Raw genomic sequence first — 17,039 nt, 5'->3', positions numbered from 1 at the left:
GTATCCTCAGATCAGCCGTTCATGGCGAGCGCATTGGCAGAACCTCAACACGATTTTCAGCTACCCGGAAGACATCCGCAAAGTGATTTATACGACCAACGCCATAGAGTCACTCAACAGCGTCATCCGCAAGGCCGTCAAAAAACGGAAACTCTTCCCGACAGACGACTCGGCTGTAAAAGTAATCTACTTGGCGATCCACGAAGCATCAAAGAAATGGACTATGCCGATCCGTAACTGGAAGCAGGCACTGAATCGCTTTATGATCGAATTTGAAGACCGCTTGGCGGATTACCGGTGAATCTGGCAGTTACACAGAAATATGTACAGGCTCGGTTTCTTGCCTGATTCATGACCACGATACCCCCACTCTGGTTTCTGTCGATGCGCTCCGGGCGCCCGCTGCGTACAACATTATGTCTTCCTCGTTTATCTGTTCATCGCGCAAGTCGGCGACAATACGGCCTTCGCGTACCACCAATACCTGATCACACAAACCGATAACCTCTTCCAGTTCCGATGAGATAACCAGGATGGCTTTACCTTCGTTGGCGAGCGTACGAATCAACCGGTAAAACTCATGTTTTGTACCAACATCGATACCCCGGGTAGGTTCATCGAGAATCAGTATGTCCGGTTCAATATCCAGTAATTTGGCGAGATACACTTTTTGCTGATTACCGCCACTCAACAGTCCAACCTCTGTCGTCAAACTGGCCGTACGAATACTTAACGCTTTTTGGTAATGCTCGGCCTGACAACGCTCGGCACGATGCCGGATCAGGCCTTTCACATAGCGCTTAAGGCTGAGCAAGGTGATGTTCTCAATCAGGTTAAAGCTCAACACCAGGCCTTTCCCCTGCCGATCTTCCGACAGATAGGCCAGGCTGTGGCGGTGCGCGTCTTCCGGTGACGAAATGGCACAGGCTTCACCATTGATCAATACCTGTCCCGATGTCTTCTGGCGCAACCCCATGATCGTTTCTGCGATCTCGGTTCGCCCCGAACCCACCAGACCGGATAGCCCGAGAATCTGACCGCGATGCAAAGTAAAATTCACATCGGTCAGCTGAGACCCAAGCGATAGCTGCCGCACTTCCAACGCAACATCACGGGTATGCTCCTGTTTGGCCGGAAATACCTGCGACAATTCACGACCGACCATTTTCCGGGCCATGCTCTCTTCATCCAGATCGGTGGTTGAACAGTGCTCAACCACCTGGCCATCGCGCAGAATCAGAACGCTGTGACAGAGATCGATGACTTCCTTGAGCTTGTGAGAAATAAACAGAACAGCGACACCCGTGGCTTGCAAACGACGCACGACATCAAACAGAACCCCGACTTCGCTATAAGTCAGTACCGTGGTCGGCTCGTCCAGAATCACGACGCGAGCGTCGTCTACCAAGACACGGGCCACCTCTACCATTTGCTTTTCTGCAACACTCAACGTGCTGATCGATGCCTCGGGATTAAGCGTTGCGTGCAAGCTTTCCATCACTTCAAGGGTTTTGCGTCGCATAGTCGTGCGATCCAGAAAGCCGCGTTTGCGAATTTCCTGACCGAGAAACACGTTCTCGTAGACCCGCAGAGTGGGAACCAGATTGAACTCCTGCGGAATCATGGCAATACCCAGTCGACGCGAGGTTACCGGGTCCAGTTCGCCATAGTGGTAACCGCCTATTTCCAACGATCCGACACTGGGCTGATAAACACCGCTGATCAGCTTCAACAACGTTGACTTACCGGCCCCGTTTTCGCCAAGAATGCCAATTATCTGACCCGGATGGATGTCCAGATTGATGTCTTGTAAAACAACGTTGGGCCCGAAGGATTTGCCCAGTTTGTGCAGTCGAATCAGGGGCTCGGTCATGATGACACTCCGTTGCTGATTGACGTCCACTGGCCATTGTTCTGGTTCGAACGCAACGTGGCCGCGATGAATTTCAGACCGTCAACGCCTGTAGAGACATCGGGTAGCCACCCCCCTTGAGAGGCCGTGGACACATCGGCGGCCAGTGCCTGATACAGATTGGCGAAGCCTTCCAGGTACCCTTCCGGATGGCCTGGCGGTATGCGCACGCTCGCTGCCGTCGCATTGCTGAACCACTCGTCCCGGCGCGTGATGCGTTGCCGGGGCTGATTCAACGGAGACAACCAGAGTTCATTCGGGTTTTCCTGTGCCCACTCAAGCGACGCTTTGTCGCCGACAACACGAATACGCAAGGCATTTTCAAAACCCGGGGCCGTCTGACTCGCCCATAACATGCCGGTTGCCCCACCCTCGAACCGCAACATAGCCTGAACGTTATCGTCGAGAACACGACCCGGCACCTGACACGTCAATTCGGCACTGACCGATTCGGGTGTTAAGCCGGAGATAAAACAGGCCAGTTGAAAGGCGTGAGTTCCAATGTCTCCGAGAGCACCTGCAGACCCGGCCCGTTTTGGGTCAAGCCGCCAGTCAGCCTGTTTATTGTCAGCTGTCGGCACCTCACTCAACCATTCTTGAAGGTATTCGACCTGCAGGCTTCGAATGCGGCCCAGGTCACCCCGTTGAACACAATCACGTGCGTGCTGAACCAGCGGGTAACCGCAATAATTATGCATCAATACGAAGCGTGTTTTACGGTCGGCTACGCGCTCAGCCAAGTGTTCAGCTTCAGCCAATGACACGGTCATCGGCTTTTCGCAAATCACATCCAACCCCGCCTCAATGCAGGCCAGCGCAATGGGGTAATGCAAATGGTTGGGTGTGGTTATGGCAACAACACGGGCGCCATCATCGCGCGCGGCTTCAGTGTCTATAAGCGCATCGTAACTGTCATAGCAGCGATCAGGGTCGAGCCTCAACTGTGACGCTGTTTCCCGGTTACCTTCAGCTCGAGTACTGAATACACCGGCCACAAGTTCAAACTGGTTATCCAGGCGGGCGGCAAACCGGTGGACGGCACCGATCATTGAACCCGGGCCGCCGCCAATCATCGCCAGGCGCAGGGGAGTCGATTGGGTCATTGCAAACATCCTTTATCGTCTGGGTTGCTCAGAGGCCGAGAAGCGTTCGGTTAGCAGCGTCATCAGTACCGGCGGCGGCAAAGTCATCAAACGCCTTGTCGGTCACGCGAATGATGTGATCGTTCACAAAACGCGCGCCTTCCGCTGCGCCCTGCTCCGGATGTTTAAGCGCACACTCCCATTCGATAACCGCCCAGCCGGCAAAATCGTATTGAGCCAATCGGGAGAAAATACCTTTAAAATCAACCTGGCCATCACCCAGTGAACGAAAGCGCCCTGCCCGGTCGACCCAACTTTCATACCCGCCGTAGGTTCCCTGCAAGGCCGTCGGATTGAACTGTGCATCCTTGACATGAAACATTTTGATTCGATCCTGAAAGTGATCAAGAAAACCCAGATAGTCGAGTTGCTGTAACACAAAGTGCGACGGGTCGAACAGAATGCAGCAACGCGGATGATGATCAACCGCACTCAAAAAACGCTCAAAGGTCGCTCCGTCGTGCAGGTCTTCACCGGGGTGAATTTCATAGCACAGGTCTACACCGGCTTCATCGAACGCATCCAGTATCGGCTTCCAGCGTTGCGCCAACTCATCGAAACCTGCCTCTACCAAACCCGCTGGGCGCTGTGGCCAGGGGTACAGGAAAGGCCACAACAAGGCACCGGAGAAGGTGGCATGCGCTGTTAACCCCAGGTTCTTACTGGCCTTTGCAGCCAGCAACAGCTGATCGACAGCCCAGGCTTGCCGCGCCTTAGGGTTTTTACGCACGGACTCCGGGGCAAAACCGTCGAACAGGTCATCATAAACCGGGTGTACGGCAACCAGTTGGCCTTGCAGATGAGTAGACAGCTCGGTGATTTCAAGCCCATAACCGGCCAGCAGATCCGTAATTTCACGGCAGTAATCGAGGTCTATCGCGGCTCGTTCCAGGTCAAGCAGGCGTTTGTCGCCACTGGGGATCTGCACACCTTTGAACCCTAGGCCAGAGGCCCAGCGGGCGATACTGTCGAGGCAATTGAATGGGGCTTCATCACTGGCGTATTGCGCCAGAAAGAGCGCTGGCCCTTTGATGGTCTTCATAATCAGACACCTTGTGTTTTTGTTTTTGTATAATGTAATGCATTACATTCAAGCAGAGAGACACGACAACGTCAACCACCAAACACAAGGCTTATTTTTTGAAAATTGGTAATAATTGGCTTATATTCGATGAATAGCGCGCCATCATGGGCCGCCAATTAGTGCCAATATCTCTGTTATCATATGTAATCCATTACATAAAGATCACTATGGCACGCCAACGGACGCCGGGTTTCCGGCCGGTTTATCCTGCATTGAATGCCTGTGATACCATCGACCCTGTTGACGTTGAAGATACGTATCATGCCCACCATTAAAGATGTTGCCCTCGCCGCCGGTTGTTCCACCGCCACTGTTTCACGAGCGCTCGCCAACCCGGAAAAAGTGACTGAAGCCACGCGCAAGCGAGTGGCCAGCGCGATTGCCAAAGTGGGTTATTCTCCAAACCTCGCGGCACGCAATCTGCGCCGCAGCGAATCCCGCACCATCGTCGTGTTGCTGCCCGATATCGCCAACCCTTTTTTCTCAGAGATCATTGCAGGGCTGGAAGACATTGCCCACCGGGAAGGCTACCGGGTCTTGCTGGGCGACTGCGAACATGACACCGGCCGCGCCAAAGCTTACTTTGATTTGCTGCCCACCAATCAGGCCGATGGCATCATTCTGCTAACGGCTGAGATCCCACTGACCCTGGTCACCCAACAAGCACGTGGCAGCCAGATTCCGCTGGTAATGGCCTGTGAATATTTTGACCAGCTAGCCCTCCCCACCGTGCGCATTGATAACCCACTGGCTGCGGCTCGTGCTGTCGAATATCTGGCTTCGCTTGGTCATCAGCGTATTGCCTCTATAACCGGGCCCATGCAGAACCCCATCTGCATCGACCGGGTGAAAGGCTACCAGTCGGAAATGGCACGTCAGAGCCTGGCGGTCAACCCGGGCTGGATCGTCGAAGGTGATTTCGGTTTTCTATCCGGGTATCAGCAGGGGCAAGTATTGCTCGCGATGCCACAGGAACATCGCCCCACAGCCATTTTTTGCCACAGCGACGAGATGGCTATCGGTCTGATGAAAGCGGCGCGGGACGCATCAATTCAGGTACCGGAAGCCCTGTCAGTTATCGGCTTCGATAACATCGGCCTCAGCGAATACTGCCAGCCTGAACTCACGACTGTCAGCCAGCCCAGAGACGAAATAGGCCGCTGTGCCATGCGTCTGTTGCTGGACGTCCTGCGCAAGAAGCAAGTACCTCACCAGCAAGTACTCAGTACCCAGCTGATTGTGCGGGCCAGCACGACACAGGCGCCCAAATCCTGACGACAGCATGGCGGTCAGCAACCCCCTTAAACGATTAAGTTAACATTAACCGCCAAGCTGGTTAGACTGGAGGAAAGCCACCCGTTCACTCTGTATTTTTGCTGGAAGGCCGCGCCATGGATCATTCGCTCGATTACGACGCCCGCATCACCCTGGACCGTTTACTCCCCCGGCTAAAACCCAAGGCCAACAGCGACACAGAGTGGGTTGCCTTTGAAGCGAACCTGAACACCCAGTTTCCCAGGCTTTTTGGTCTGCTGCGCTCCCTGTACGGCGACCAGTACGATTTCTACTATCACCTTGAAAATACGCTGGGCACCTTGCTGGAAGCCTTTCAACAGCGACCGGCCGTATTGCGCAATCAGGACAAGAAGCGCCAGGCCGACCCACTCTGGTTCAAGCGCGAGAATATGCTGGGGGCGGCCTGTTATGTCGACTTGTTTGCCGGCGACCTGAAAGCATTGCGTGAACAAATCCCCTACCTGAAAGAGCTCGGTCTCACCTATTTGCATTTAATGCCTTTGTTCAAAGCGCCTGAAGCCAACAGCGACGGCGGCTATGCCGTGTCCGACTACCGTGAGGTGAACCCGGCTCTGGGCACCACGAACGACCTGAAGCGCCTGGCATCCGCCCTGCGCAAGGAGGGCATCGCCATGGTGCTCGATTTTGTGTTTAATCATACTTCGGATGAGCACGACTGGGCGGTCAGAGCCCAGCAGGGAGAACAGGCTTACCTCGATTATTATTTTTGCTTCGATCACCGCAGCCAGATGGCGCCCTATGAGCCCTATCTGCGCGAAATTTTTCCGGAAATTCGCGAAGGGTGCTTTACCTGGCGCGACGACATGCAGCGTTGGATCTGGACCACCTTCAACAGCTTTCAATGGGACTTGAACTACCGCAACCCGGCCGTGTTCAACGCCATGTTGGGCGAGCTGCTGTTTCTGGCAAATGCTGGCGCCGATGTGTTGCGCTTCGACGCCCTGGCGTTTGTCTGGAAGGAAGCGGGCACCCCCTGCGAAAACCTGCCCCAGGCTCATTCGCTGATACAGGCGTTCAACGCGGCGGCACGCATCGCGGCTCCGGGTCTGCTGTTCAAATCCGAGGCGATCGTGCACCCGGATGACGTGGTGCGCTACATCAGCACCGATGAGTGCCAGCTCTCCTACAACCCGCTGACCATGGCCATGCTCTGGAACACCCTGGCCACGCGCGATGTCACCCTGATGACCCGAAGCTTGCAGGCGCGATTCCCGATACCACCCGATACCGCCTGGGTGAATTACATTCGGGGTCACGATGACATCGGCTGGACCTTCGACGACACCATCGCCTGGAGCCTGGGCACCGACCCGGACCACCACCGCCGTTTTCTGAACCAGTTCTACACCGGTCAGTTTCCCGGCAGTTTCGCGCGCGGCGTGCCCTTCCAGGAGAACAAAACCACCGGTGACTGCCGGGTCGCCGGTCAGTTGGCCTCACTGGCCGGCCTGGAACAGGCCCTGGCTGGTCAGGACCCGGATGAAGTGCAGCGCTCGATCAATCGCATTATGCTGATGCACGCCGTGATCCTCAGTATCGGCGGTGTGCCACTGCTGTATCTGGGTGATGAACTGGGGCTGTTAAACGACTACAGCTATCAACAGGACGTCAACAAACTGAATGACAGCCGCTGGGTCAACCGGGTGGCGGTAAATGACGCCGATCTCGACCTGAGAAATCAGCCTGATACGGCCAATGGCCAGGTCTATGCCGGACTGCAACGGTTAATTGCAGTGCGCAAAGCGAACCCCCTGCTGGGCGACGCCCATACCCACATCATCGAAACCGGCAACCCCCATATTTTCGGGTTCACCCGAACCCGGGATGCCGACACGCTGCTGGTGCTGGCGAACTTTGCAGACTTCGAACAACAGCTGGACCAGTCACTTATTGACTCGCTGTTGTCGGGCGGCAAACAGGTTGATCTGCTCGACCCGGAAGCAGGCCTGGCGATGCGGACGCTGCAGCCACATCAGGTACGCTGGCTGACCGTGCAGTAATTACTCGGGTTGCGGAGTTCGGGTCGGCTAAGTGGCATTCACCCGCACCGGCCACCTGAGGCGCCCCTGTGGGGTCGGCGTAGATCCATCCCTGGAGCCTAGGCCGCAGCATCCATGCTGCGGACTACCCCACAGGGGCACCCCAGGTAACCGCCGCTGGTCAACTCAGCGAATTCCAAAACTTGAGTAATAATCAACTTGTATCGATTAATTCAGCGAGTCGGATATCGATCAAAGGTCGGTGACTGCTCAATTGCATCAACCCAATGCGGGTGTTCCGACCAGAAAATACGGTCGTCTGGCGTCACTTCCGGGTCCCCATTCAAACTGCCGGCCGGAATCACCAGAAACTTGCCACTGCGATTTACATACGGCAGACCGGACCCACAGGTCGCACAGAACTGACGTGTCCAGTGTTTGGCCGTCGGCAATTCAAAGCGTTTAATCTGATCCTCACCCTGCTCCCAGGTGATGGCATCCGGCACGGTAAAGAGGTTGGCGGCAAACGCCGACCCGGTCGAATGCCGACAGCGGTCGCAATGGCACAGATGAAAAGCCGACACCGGTCCGTTTACCACAAAACGAACCGCGCCGCAGAGACAGCCGCCTGAGACAGCATCTAATTTATTAGCCATATTGAACCTCCGGTTTTTGTATTTTTCGAACTTAGTGCAATCGCAGGATTAAGTGCTGGCCACCGGGTATGCCTATCCGGGGTAGTCCGCAGCAAGGATGCTGCGGTCTAGGCTCCATGGATGGATTCACGCCGACCCCGGATAGGCATACCCGGTGGCCGGGCACGAACGAATGCCCTTGCAGCCAACCATGCCACTAATCTAAACAAGCCGTGTCATAAACACGCTGTTTGGGTCTTCTGTATAGTCGCCAAAGGGTAAACACACTTCAAAACCAAACCGGCTATACAGCGCTCGGGCTGCCGCAAAATAATCCATGGAGCCCGTTTCCAGACTGAGCCGTTGCAGGTGCTGTGCCCTGGCTTCATCCAGCAAGTGTTGCAAAAGACGCTGAGCCACGCCCTGGCGGCGAAAAGCGGGTGCTGTGCGCATCGACTTGATTTCGCCGTGGTGGTCATCCAGGCGCTTTAACGCACAACAGCCAGCCAGTTGGTCGCCCTGCCCGTTACCGGTTCTCGCCCAAAGCGTCCAAAAGGTGACGTCCGGGTGTTTCAGCCCGCCCAGATCCAGCGCGTGTTTGCTTTCCGGTGGGGAGGTGGCGTTCATGTCCGCCAGGTGCTCCTCCAACAGCAGCGCTATTTCAGGCCCGCTCAGATCATCAATTTGAATGCGAAAATCAGTCCCGGTCACCCCTACTGCCTCTGTCATTGTGTGGCTCACAAATCTTTGTCATTGGTCGGGATTATTGCTTGTCCCCCGTTAGGACACAACCGGCGCCTTAAGCACATGGCTGTCAGGTGTTCGACTATCCTGGTGACACCTACCGCCTTCGTTTGCCACAAGACAAGCTCCCCGAAATCAGGCTAGACTGACTGATCAATTTGTCGGTTTCGGACCCATCAATGATTTCGTGTTTTCGCTATTGTTCAGGGCTTTGTCTGCTGACCCTGAGCCTACTGTTCAGCACACCCGTGCTGGCCGAATACGACACCAGTGACCGTATTCAGGAGGCATTGAACCGGATCAGCGAACAGTCTGGCAGACTGAATCAACGTCTGGTGCAGGTGCAGCGTCAGCATACCCGCTTGCTCGGCAATGAAAGTGCGCTCAACGAGCATATCGTCGCACTGAGAGGCAGCGGTCAGGTGTTTCGCGTTTTGCAGGAACAGAATGCCAACCTGCCCAATTTCGAATTTGACCCCGGCCTGTCAGACCTGATCGCGGATACCCGGCTCATGCAATTCACGGTGACCCAGCAACAGCGGGAGATCCAGGACAACCCAGGCGCTTACCCGGCTGATCTGCGCCTGTCTGAACTGCAAGACCAATTGCAGGAACTGGTCACCACAGGTGTTAGCCTGCAACGCGCCCAACTAGAACTGACGGCTACAGCAGAACGCCTGCGCAGCAGTATTACCGAGCAATTGTTCTGGGTACCCAGCAATCCGGCCATTGGCCTTGCCTGGTTTGCGAACGCACCCGGCGCATTGCAGCAACAGCTGGCTCGCCTCCCTGGCCAGGTATCAATGAATCTGAGCCCGGGCGGACTGTCACTCTGGCGATGGTTCGGGTGCCTGCTCATCCTGCCCGCCTTGGCTCTGTACTGGTTACGCCCGCGGCTAAAAACGGCCTTGGCGACAACACTGCTGCCCGGAAGATCATACCCACACGCGCGCCAGCAAGAAGAACCTCAAGGTGCGACCAGCGGAGCTGAACCACTCACCGCAACGCCCAGCCCCTGGTCCACACTGCAGGCTCTGGCACTGACAGCCGCGCTCACAGTACCGGCCAGTCTGGCCTTGCTGGCCATTGGCAATCTATTTTCTGGCCAGTCAGCATCGAACAGCATAGTGCTTGGGCCCGCCTTCACGGCCATCGCCCTGAGCTTGTTTGTGATCCAATTTTTACGCGCCATCCTGGCACCCGGCCAAATCGCTGAAACCGACTTTCAGTGGTCCGATAAAACTCGTAAAACGCTCCGCACATTTATCAGGCGGCTCGCCTGGGTATTGCTGCCCACCAGCGCTGCGTTAACTTTGGCGGTACAACAGGGCGAGTCCCTCAGCGCCGATATCGTCGGCCCGGTCATTCTGATACTGGCTGGTGCTTTGGTGGCGTATTTCTTCCGTCGACTGTTAAGGCAACTGCCCTTAGATTTTGTGCCACCCGGTGTCCGCTGGATTCTCAATCTGGTTCTAGTATTGCTGCCACTGAGCCTCGTATTTCTGACCCTGGCGGGATTCTATTACACCAGCCTGCAACTGACCGGTCGATTTCTGGCGACATTCTATGTCATCAGTGGCTGGGCGATAGCCGAAGCGACGGTGCGCCGGGCGATTGAGCTGTCGGGTACTCGCCTGCGCGAGCAGCGTGAAGAGCAATACAAAGAACTGGTCGAACAACGCGAAGCGCAGCGAGCGAGCGACCCGGGGAAAATCCAGGAGCCGCTGCCCGACCCAACGGCAGAACTGCTTCAAGTGAAACAACAAACCCAGCGACTGGTTCGTTTTCTATTGCTGACCTTCTTTGGCGGGTTGCTCTATTGGGCGTGGGCTGATCTGGTGGGTGTGTTTGGCTATCTCGACTCTCTGGTCATCTGGCAATACGGTACGCCTGAGGCCCCGGGCAGCATGAGCCTGTTCGATCTGTCGTCATTCTTTATCATCATCACCCTGTCACTCTTTCTTGCGGCCAATCTGCCTGGCTTACTGGAAATGCTGGTGTTATCCCGGCTCAGTTTGCGCCAGGGCAGTGCCTACGCCATGACCACTCTACTCAACTACATCATCACCGGCTTCGGCCTGGTACTGGCTTTGTCCAGCCTGGGTGTCAGCTGGGACAAGCTGCAGTGGCTGGTGGCCGCACTCAGCGTGGGGCTTGGGTTTGGCTTGCAGGAGATTTTTGCCAACTTCGTGTCGGGGCTGATTATCCTGTTTGAACGCCCCATCCGCATAGGCGATATCGTGACGCTGGGCGATCTGTCGGGCGTGGTTCGCCAGATTCGTATCCGCGCAACCACCATTACCGACTTCGACCGCAAAGACATCATTGTTCCCAACAAAACCTTTGTCACGGGCCAATTGATCAACTGGTCGCTAACCGACACGGTCACCCGGGTCATCGTACGGGTCGGCGTCGCCTATGGCTCAGACCTCGATAAAACGCGAACCCTGTTGCTCAATGCCGCCAGGGATAACCCGCGCGTATTGAGTGAGCCGGAACCCCAGGTCCTGTTTCTGAATTTTGGTGCCAGCACACTTGATCATGAACTGCGCATTCATGTAAAACAACTGCAGGACAGAAACCCTTCCATCGACGAAATCAATCGTTACATTGACCGCGAATTTAAACTTGCCGGCATTGAGATTGCCTTTCAACAAGTCGATATCCATTTGCGCAACAGCGAGGGGCTGGACAAACTGGTCAGCCGACAGCCCCCTCAGGCCAGCTGATGTCATGGTGTTATTCGTCTGCGGTCAGAATCCAGTTGGCGGCTTTTTCGGCGATCATCAGCGTCGGTGAATTGGTATTGCCGCTAACAATGGTCGGCATGATACCGGCGTCCACAACGCGCAAACCGGCAACGCCATACACCCTGAGGTGGGCATCGACGACGGCCAATGGATCCTGAACCGGACCCATTTTAGTCGTGCCCACCGGATGAAAAATGGTGGTGCCAATGTCACCAGCCAGCTTGACCAGTTCATCATCGCTCTGGTATTCAGCGCCTGGCTTTATTTCTTGCGGCTGGTACCTGGCAAAAGCTGGCTGACTGGCGATCAGACGCGTCACCCGTAATGAATCGGCGGCCACCTTGCGGTCTTCTTCAGAACTCAAATAATGGGGAGAAATAGCGGGTGCCTTGCGAGCATCATGGCTGCGAATCCGGACCCGCCCCCGGCTGGTCGGGTTGAGGTTGCAGACACTCGCGGTGATCGCCGGATACGGATGCAGCGGCTGACCAAACGCATCAAGACTCAGCGGCTGGACGTGGTACTCGAGATTCGGATGCGTGTATTCGGGTGAACTGCGCGTGAACGCCCCCAATTGTGAGGGAGCCATGCTCATCGGACCCGACCGGGTCAGCAGATAGTCGAGCCCGATGCGCGCCTTGCCCCACCAGGAATTGGCCATGGTGTTCAGGGTTTTGGCATGGTTCACCCGATACACCGACCGGATTTGCAGATGATCCTGAAGGTTCTCGCCAACACCGGGCAGATCCTTCACCACATCGATACCGTGCGACTGCGACACAATGGCCGGGCCAATGCCCGACACCTGCAGCAACTGTGGCGAGCCAATGGCCCCGGCCGACAGCACAACCTCAGAGCGTGCCCGCGCTACCCGCTCCTGACCCTCCCGTTCAACCACCACACCGACACACCGTGGCTGACCGTCAGGGTCACGTTCAACCGCCAGTTTCATGACCTGGGTTGAATGCCAGAGCGTCAGGTTGGACCGGTGCCGGATGCCGCGCAAAAACGCCTTGGCCGTGTTCCAGCGCCAGCCTTTACGCTGGTTAACCTCAAAGTAATCGACACCTTCATTGTCGCCCCGGTTAAAGTCCCGGGTGTAGGGAATGCCCGCCTGCACCATGGCAGCGGCAAAATCGTCCAGTACCGGCCACTTCAAGCGCTGCTTTTCAATGCGCCATTCACCACCATGGCCATGAAAGTCGGCATGAGCGGCATCCGCATCGCCATCGGCATCCAGCCGGTAATGGTTTTCATGACGCCTAAAATCAGGCAGACAGTTCTCCCAGCGCCAGGCATCATCGCCGACCGACTCGGCCCAGCCATTGTAATCCCGCGCCTGACCGCGCATGTAGATCATGCCATTGATACTGGAACATCCGCCCAGGGTTTTACCGCGCGGATAAATCAGCGCCCGGCCATTCAGACCCTGATCCGGTTCGGTTCGATAAAGCCAGTCGGTACGGGGATTATTGATGCAATAGAGGTAACCAACAGGAATGTGAATCCAGTGATAATTATCCCGACCACCGGCCTCGATCAGCAAAACCCGGTTGTTCGGGTCCGCACTGAGCCGATTGGCCAGCAGGCAACCGGCCGTACCGGCACCGACGACAATGTAGTCGTAGGCATCGACCGTTAAAGACTGTGACATGAACGCTCTCCGGGCGCTTTGGTAGCGCCCAGCTTAGCCTCCACTGGCAAATTAACCATCGATAAAAAGTAGGACGTCAATCAGCCCCGGGCGAACAGCTCATCCAGCTTGGCCCAGTACCCTGCCCGCGCCGAATCCGCCATCCACGCCCCGTCAAAGCTGTTGACCAGCAAGCTGTACAACTGGTCGCGGTCGATCAACTGGTGATCAATCAGGGCGCGGAAGTTGTCATTCACGTAGCCCCCAAAATAGGCCGGATCGTCGGAATTGATCGTGGCTTTCAGGCCAGCTTCGAGCATCGAGGCGATCGGATGCTGACTCATATCCTCGACAACCCTGAGCTTAAGGTTCGACAAGGGGCAAACCGTCAGCGTATAGCCACGATCAACCAGCGCCCGGACCAAAGCCGGATCCTCCATCGCCCGGTTACCATGATCCACCCGGTCCACCTTGAGCCGATCAATCGCCTGCCACACATACTCCGGCGGGCCTTCCTCGCCAGCGTGGACGGTAATCTTCAGCCCCAGCTCCCGACACCGGGCGAATACCCGCTCAAACTTCTCCGGCGGGTGCCCTTTCTCGCCGGAATCGAGCCCGGCGGCGTGAATTCGATCGAGGTAGGGTTCAGCCAGAGCCAGGGTTTCAAAGGCACTCTCTTCCGACAAATGACGCAGAAACGACATGATCAGCCGGTAACTGATGCCAAACTCCCGCTCACCCTGCTGCAAGGCCCGTTCGATCCCGTTCAACACGGTGTCAAAGGCAATGCCCCGCTCCAGATGCGCCTGGGGGTCAAACATGACTTCCGTATGAACGACATTGTCGGCCTGAATGCGTTTCAGATAGGCAAAGGTCAGGTCGTAAAAATCCTGCTCGGTCTGCAAAACCGACATGCCCTGGTAATACAGATCCAGAAACTCCTGCAAATTACCAAACTGGTAGGCCTGTTTTACCGCCTCGATATCGGCATAGGGCAATTTTATACCATTGCGTGCAGCCAGCTCGAACATTTGTTCCGGTTCGAGGCTGCCTTCGATGTGCAGGTGCAATTCGACTTTGGGTGCCTGAACGGCAAGTTCGGTCAGAGATGCTTTCATAATGCGATCCACAATCAGTTTTCTATCAGTAGGTCTCAATAGCAATTTCGGATTTTGCACTGAAGCGAGTGCCAGGTGCCGGGTGTGCTTGTCCGGGGAAGTCCGCAACATGGTTGTTGCGGTCTAGGCCCCATGGAAGGGTTGAGTGGGCGGCATTCCGCCCGGCCCCGGATAAGCACACCCGGTGCCTGGCACGCACTACTGGCTAAAAGGCCAACCCAACGTAAGCCACTCAGGCAACGCTTGACTGGCTCTGGGATTGCCCACGGTACTCGCCGCTGAAATAGTGATCTGCAATGGCCTCGTGCAACTCATTGAACGAAATTTGCAGGTCGTCGACGAAGTCATGCAGCAAGTCCGGCGTGTGTGCCATCTTCTCCATATTGGCATTGACCAGACGCGGCAGCAAATCATCCACCTGTGCCTGCACCTCCTCGTGGCGGGGCAGATCCTCCAACTCAAAGGATAACTGACCAAGGCAACTGGCCACCGCCCGTGGAAAAAACTCGTCCTGCAGCAGAAAACGCAACACATCTGGCCCCCGCACTCGCAAGCGTACCTGCTGGCGGTACATCTGATAACCAGTTAAGGACTTCAACACACTCATCCACTGCAAATTCTCAAACGGCGTCAGGTCATCCGGGCTGCGCGGCAGCAAGTTGGCTGAGCGCACATCAATGATGCGGGTGGTCATATCGGCGCGCTCCAGATTGCGACCAAGCATCAGAAACGTATGCACCTGGGTGTGACTCAAAGAGCCTTCGATCAGACCATTAATGGCCTGGCAGCTGCGTATCACCCGTTTCATAAAGGCATCGCGCTTGCGCGAGGTGATACCCGCCTCGACCTGTTTCAGCGTATCCAGGTAGAGCGTATTCAACTCCTCCCAGACTTCGCGCGGCATAATGTCGCGCGTCGTACGCAGGTTCTCACGAGCCGACTCCAGAGACGAAATAATCGACCCCGAGTAATTCAGATCGACGCATAAAAAATTCAGGACATTGTCAGCGTTGCGTGTTTCATAATGCTCATCAAAGAGTGCTTCGGCACCGGTGATGGTCACCAGTGAGTCCCAGTCCAGCCGGGTAGTCCTCGGAAAGTCGAGCAACAGATTACTGGTCACGTTGATCAGTCGCGCCGTGTCTTCTGCACGCTCAAGATAGCGAGCCAGCCAATAGATATTTTCAGCTACACGAGAAAGCATGATTCACCTCGCTTTGGTCCCTGGCCTCTATAGGCATCGGGACACATCAGTTCAAATCCACAATCCAGGTGTCTTTACTGCCGCCACCCTGAGACGAGTTAACCACCAGTGACCCCCTGGTCAGCGCGACCCGTGTCAAACCACCGGTGGTCACATAGGTACTGTCCTTGCCCGACAAAATAAAGGGGCGCAGGTCCACATGCCGGGGTTCCAGCTGATCGTCAATCAGCGTTGGCGTGGTCGACAATTTCAGCGTCGGTTGTGCCATGTAATTTCGCGGGTTGGCTTCAATTAATTTGGCAAAGGTATCGCGTTCCTTTTTGGTCGAATGCGGGCCGACCAACATACCATAGCCACCCGATTCGTTGGCGGGCTTGACCACCAGCTCATGCAAGTGATCGAGCACATAGCGACGGTCATCCTCGCGCATGCACAGATAGCTTGGCACGTTAGCCAGCAAGGGTTCCTGATCGAGATAATACCGAATGATCTCCGGCACAAAGGCATAGACAACCTTGTCGTCAGCAACGCCGGCACCCGGAGCATTAACCAGCGCCACCTTGCCACTGCGCCAGGCACGCATCAGGCCGGGCACACCCAGGGCAGAATCCGGGTGAAAAACCTCCGGATCCAGAAACAAATCGTCGACGCGTCGGTATATGACGTCCACCCGCTTCAGGCCGTTAACCGTCAGCATGTGAACCACATCGTTATCATCGACCACTAAATCTGAGCCTTCGACCAACTCCACACCCATTTGCTGGGCGAGATAGGAATGTTCGAAATAAGCAGAGTTATAAATACCCGGCGTCAGGATGACGATTTGCGGATCATCCCCCGGGCGCGGCGACATCGACGCGAGCATGTCGTAGAGTTGGCCGGTGTAGTCGTCTACCGGCTGAATTTTACCCGTTGCAAACAGCTCGGGCAGAATGCGCTTGGTGACGTTACGGTTTTCCAGCATGTAAGACACACCGGAAGGCACCCGCAGGTTATCTTCCAGCACATAGAGCGTGCCGTCCTTGTCGCGCACCAGGTCTGATCCACAGATATGAGCCCAGATATTGTTGGGCGGGTTGATGCCTACGCATTGCTTGCGGAAATTGGCTGAATGCGCCAGCACCTCGGCCGGAAAAACCTTGTCTTTGATGATTTTCTGATCGTGATACAAATCGTTGATGAACATATTCAACGCTTCGACACGTTGCTTCAAACCTGCTTCGGTGCGCTGCCATTCGTCCAGCGGGATAATGCGCGGGACGATATCAAACGGCCAGGCCCGATCAATCATGTTGCCTTCCGAATAGACCGTAAAGGTAATACCCATCACCTGAATGGCCACTTCAGAGGCATTTTTCAATTCCGCCAGTTCCCGGCCACCAAGCTCGGCCAGGTAATCGCACAGCATTTTCGCAGCGGGATGCGGCACGCCAGGCTGGGCAATCAGTTCATCGTAAAACCCTTTGCAGGCGTATTCCGACCAATTTATTTTACTCATTGACTGTGTCTCCTATACACGCC

Annotated in this window: 13 protein-coding genes; 4 read left to right on the top strand and 9 right to left on the bottom strand. The window is 55.7% G+C overall.

The window, feature by feature from the left end; translation table 11 throughout:
• Positions 1-301: transposase (locus G565_RS0114740; RefSeq protein WP_028671588.1), on the top strand; the 301-nt coding region annotated here is incomplete at its 5' end.
• Between the two features lie 48 nt (positions 302-349).
• On the opposite strand, the gene G565_RS24320 is transcribed toward G565_RS0114740, so the two are convergent.
• Genes G565_RS24320 through G565_RS0114725 form a run of 3 tightly spaced genes read right to left on the bottom strand, consistent with a single transcriptional unit; the run spans position 350 to position 4,096 of the window.
• Positions 350-1,873 carry a sugar ABC transporter ATP-binding protein gene (locus tag G565_RS24320; RefSeq protein WP_037339487.1) on the bottom strand — a complete coding sequence of 508 codons (1,524 nt, stop codon included), beginning with the start codon at positions 1,871-1,873 and terminating at the stop codon, positions 350-352.
• The gene (locus G565_RS0114730; protein ID WP_028671587.1) at positions 1,870-3,015 is read right to left on the bottom strand and encodes a Gfo/Idh/MocA family protein; all 1,146 of its coding nucleotides are present in this window, start codon (positions 3,013-3,015) and stop codon (positions 1,870-1,872) included. Before G565_RS0114730 ends, G565_RS24320 begins: the two co-directional genes overlap by 4 nt.
• Positions 3,016-3,043: 28 nt before the next feature.
• Entirely contained in the window at positions 3,044-4,096 is a 1,053-nt protein-coding gene (locus G565_RS0114725) for a sugar phosphate isomerase/epimerase family protein (RefSeq protein ID WP_028671586.1), read from the bottom strand.
• Positions 4,097-4,399: 303 nt separating this feature from the next.
• Here G565_RS0114725 and G565_RS0114720 point away from each other — a divergent pair, with 303 nt between their 5' ends.
• On the top strand, positions 4,400-5,413 hold the full coding sequence (locus G565_RS0114720) for a LacI family DNA-binding transcriptional regulator (RefSeq protein ID WP_028671585.1): 1,014 nt from the start codon (positions 4,400-4,402) through the stop codon (positions 5,411-5,413).
• 116 nt (positions 5,414-5,529) lie between these two features.
• Positions 5,530-7,455 (top strand): alpha-amylase family glycosyl hydrolase, encoded by a 1,926-nt coding sequence (locus tag G565_RS0114715; protein WP_028671584.1) that lies wholly within the window; start codon positions 5,530-5,532, stop codon positions 7,453-7,455.
• Between the two features lie 212 nt (positions 7,456-7,667).
• Here the strand turns inward: G565_RS0114715 and G565_RS0114710 are convergent, their stop codons facing one another.
• Together G565_RS0114710 and G565_RS0114705 are read right to left on the bottom strand one after the other, a co-directional pair.
• On the bottom strand, positions 7,668-8,090 hold the full coding sequence (locus G565_RS0114710; protein WP_028671583.1) for a GFA family protein: 423 nt from the start codon (positions 8,088-8,090) through the stop codon (positions 7,668-7,670).
• Positions 8,091-8,291: 201 nt separating this feature from the next.
• Positions 8,292-8,798, bottom strand: coding sequence for a GNAT family N-acetyltransferase (locus tag G565_RS0114705; RefSeq protein WP_051207978.1), 507 nt, complete (start codon positions 8,796-8,798; stop codon positions 8,292-8,294).
• 194 nt (positions 8,799-8,992) lie between these two features.
• Between G565_RS0114705 and G565_RS24315 the strand changes: the two genes are divergently transcribed.
• Positions 8,993-11,542: a mechanosensitive ion channel domain-containing protein gene (locus tag G565_RS24315; protein ID WP_051207976.1), complete on the top strand. Its 2,550-nt coding sequence runs from the start codon at positions 8,993-8,995 to the stop codon at positions 11,540-11,542.
• Between the two features lie 10 nt (positions 11,543-11,552).
• Here the strand turns inward: G565_RS24315 and G565_RS0114695 are convergent, their stop codons facing one another.
• From G565_RS0114695 to G565_RS0114680, 4 genes are all read right to left on the bottom strand, one after another.
• Positions 11,553-13,217, bottom strand: coding sequence for a GMC family oxidoreductase (locus G565_RS0114695; RefSeq protein WP_028671581.1), 1,665 nt, complete (start codon positions 13,215-13,217; stop codon positions 11,553-11,555).
• An 80-nt stretch (positions 13,218-13,297) separates the two neighbouring features.
• Positions 13,298-14,314, bottom strand: coding sequence for an adenosine deaminase (locus G565_RS0114690; protein ID WP_051207975.1), 1,017 nt, complete (start codon positions 14,312-14,314; stop codon positions 13,298-13,300).
• 232 nt (positions 14,315-14,546) lie between these two features.
• The gene (locus G565_RS0114685; protein WP_028671579.1) at positions 14,547-15,518 is read right to left on the bottom strand and encodes an alpha-E domain-containing protein; all 972 of its coding nucleotides are present in this window, start codon (positions 15,516-15,518) and stop codon (positions 14,547-14,549) included.
• 46 nt (positions 15,519-15,564) lie between these two features.
• Positions 15,565-17,016: a circularly permuted type 2 ATP-grasp protein gene (locus tag G565_RS0114680; protein ID WP_028671578.1), complete on the bottom strand. Its 1,452-nt coding sequence runs from the start codon at positions 17,014-17,016 to the stop codon at positions 15,565-15,567.
• Positions 17,017-17,039 lie beyond the last annotated feature (23 nt).

Origin of the sequence: Saccharospirillum impatiens DSM 12546 (genome assembly GCF_000423605.1) — a bacterium.
Classification (GTDB): Bacteria; Pseudomonadota; Gammaproteobacteria; order Pseudomonadales; family Natronospirillaceae; genus Saccharospirillum; species Saccharospirillum impatiens.
The sequence above is the reverse complement of the archived record's forward strand: the minus strand, read 5'-3'. Positions and strand labels throughout refer to the sequence as shown.